A 2,362-nucleotide genomic window follows, 5' to 3' on the forward strand; every position below is an offset into this window, starting at 1 on the left:
GCCCGCCACCTAACTGTCTACGCTTAAAGACTAAAGTTACCTTTAGCCCTCCAAGACTCGCTACGAGCGAATGGCTAGTTCTTACTCGACGGGAATCCCACCCGTTATATGATACGACCTAGGCTCGGCCGCACACCTGCCACGTTAGTTTAAGTGAAACATTTCACAAAATACTTTCCGCTAATCTTTTTTAGGTTTTGTATGAAGAAGCCAAGATAACGAGACAACCAATATTTTAAAATGATAAGAGATTAAATAAAAACACCGATTTGATACTTAAAGAACTGAATGCAACCTACAAACTTACTGCAGAAAAAAAGAGTGACATCTCAGCCACTCTTGTGATGAAATGCTTGTACAAATTATTATAAAAAAATATTAAAATCATGGTAGAACAATAAAGCCCCTGCCATTTACGGCAAGGACTTAGAATGCAATGTTATTTATCTGCTTTAATCTCTTTTTGTAATTCTTTAATCGACTTTTCTAATTCTTGATCAAATTTTTTCAATGCAGCATTAATTTCTTTTTTGTTTTTATCTTTAATAGCTGTTTTTAGTTGCTTATAGACGCCTTTTTCGTTTTCTTCTTTACCTTTAAAATGTTCACGTTCTTTTCCAAACAGAGCTTCGAATTTTGAACGTGCTTGTTGTTTTGTAAGTTTGCCGTCTTTCAGTTGTTGTTTAATGGAGTCAATTTCTTTTTTGTGTGCTTTGTAAAACTCTTGTTTTTTCTGCTTTTCTTTGGCCTCATCCTTTTTGAATCCAGGTGTCTGGCGCAGTTGTTTTAGTAAGCTTTGACGAGTAGCCATATCCTTTGTTAATTGAGTCTTTAACTGTGGTGTGGCGTATTTATTGATTACGTTTGTGAGTTCTTTTTTCTTTTCGCCCTTTTCCCATTTATGGTGCCATTTTTTATGGTGTTCTTTTTGGACAGATACTGCTGTTTTTGCAGAATCGGTTGTAGGATGGGCGATGACAGTTCCAACTGCTGGTGCTAATAAAGATGCTGCTATTACAGGAGCAATTAAACTTGATTTAACTTTCAATGGTATCTCTCCTTCAAATAAAAAGTAACTTCACAACTATTAATTTACTCTTTAATTTTTAAAAAACTTTGAACATAATAAGAAAATTTAACGAAGGTTTTACAACGTTAAGAAAACTTCAAAATAAAAAGCCCATGCTATTTTTCAGCATTTCAGAAGTTAGTTTTCATGGTAGTTGAAGATTAAGGGATGGGGTTTAATTACAATTTTTTACAAAATTTAATGTGTAATAACATTAGAATAATAAATTAATGGAGGAACTTAAGTGAATAAATATGGACGACTTTCATTATTAATGGTTGGTATCTGTATATTATTGTCTTTCTTCATCAATGAAACTAACAAATATCCAGGCATTTTCCTGTTGGTAATCAGTATCCTATCGATAGTAGGAGTTATTGTTGCGATCCTATCGAGAAAACTTACAAGTTTCATTATTGGCGTAGTTCTAAATAGTGCCACATTAATTCTATTTTTCTTATTGTTATTGGCAATGGGGATTGGAGAAGCATAGATAAAATAAAATATCATTTTTTTAAAGAACGAAACAATGAAAAAGCATCTATAAATTAACCAGAAGAGACGGATAAACTGTCTTTTTTTATTTCTGTTGTTGAAGTTCTCTTCTTGTGCTAAACTGCCCCATTAGTGCAATAAGAAAAAGCTGCCACAATGACAGCTTGATCTACAACTCTTGCCCACGTTAGTTTAACAAACAATAGGAAGTTGGTTACTGTTATTCATTTATTTCATTAGAAAAAAGCAAACCGCTGCAATTAATAAATTAGGTAATCCTATTAACAATATACAATTAGTTTGTGAAAATCTTTGTTTTCTATCTTCTTTTGATTCAGATTGTAGATTTCTACCCAACCTATCCCCATCCAAGAATGCTCCAGATAACAAAGCTCCTACTATCAGTGAGATAATTCCCACAGCCCCTGTAATTTTATATAATAAAGTGTAATTGCTTGAAAACATTGAAATTAGAAAAGCGACCACCACGATACTAAGTCCTATAATTAATTTCTTCACAATTAACACATCCCTATGGGCTTTTTTTGTAAATTCCAATTAGTTTACATTTTTAATTATAACATTTTCATAATTTTATTAATACATAATTTCCCACATAGCTTCTTAAACCAACCTGCCACGTTAGTCGAACAAGAAAGTAGGGAAACCTCTCTCGAGGCTTCCCCCTTATCAAACCGTACGTGCCCTATTAAGGCATACGGCTTACCAAATGTTACAATGTTTATCAAGAGGATGCATTCCAGGCATTTTGCATCTTTTGTAAGCGATGAGGGGTAA

At 33.3% G+C, this 2,362-nt stretch carries 4 protein-coding genes; 1 reads left to right on the forward strand and 3 read right to left on the reverse strand.

The window, feature by feature from the left end; genetic code table 11:
- Positions 1–439: 439 nt before the first annotated feature.
- On the reverse strand, positions 440–1,048 hold the full coding sequence (locus E2K98_RS30385; RefSeq protein ID WP_133340717.1) for a hypothetical protein: 609 nt from the start codon (positions 1,046–1,048) through the stop codon (positions 440–442).
- Between the two features lie 265 nt (positions 1,049–1,313).
- Between E2K98_RS30385 and E2K98_RS30390 the strand changes: the two genes are divergently transcribed.
- The gene (locus E2K98_RS30390; RefSeq protein ID WP_133340719.1) at positions 1,314–1,562 is read left to right on the forward strand and encodes a hypothetical protein; all 249 of its coding nucleotides are present in this window, start codon (positions 1,314–1,316) and stop codon (positions 1,560–1,562) included.
- Between the two features lie 230 nt (positions 1,563–1,792).
- On the opposite strand, the gene E2K98_RS30395 is transcribed toward E2K98_RS30390, so the two are convergent.
- Together E2K98_RS30395 and E2K98_RS31510 are read right to left on the reverse strand one after the other, a co-directional pair.
- Entirely contained in the window at positions 1,793–2,083 is a 291-nt protein-coding gene (locus E2K98_RS30395) for a DUF5316 domain-containing protein (RefSeq protein WP_133340721.1), read from the reverse strand.
- A 56-nt stretch (positions 2,084–2,139) separates the two neighbouring features.
- A partial coding sequence (locus tag E2K98_RS31510; protein ID WP_208025452.1) for a hypothetical protein occupies positions 2,140–2,362 on the reverse strand: 223 nt, incomplete at its 5' end.

This window comes from Bacillus salipaludis (assembly GCF_004358205.1).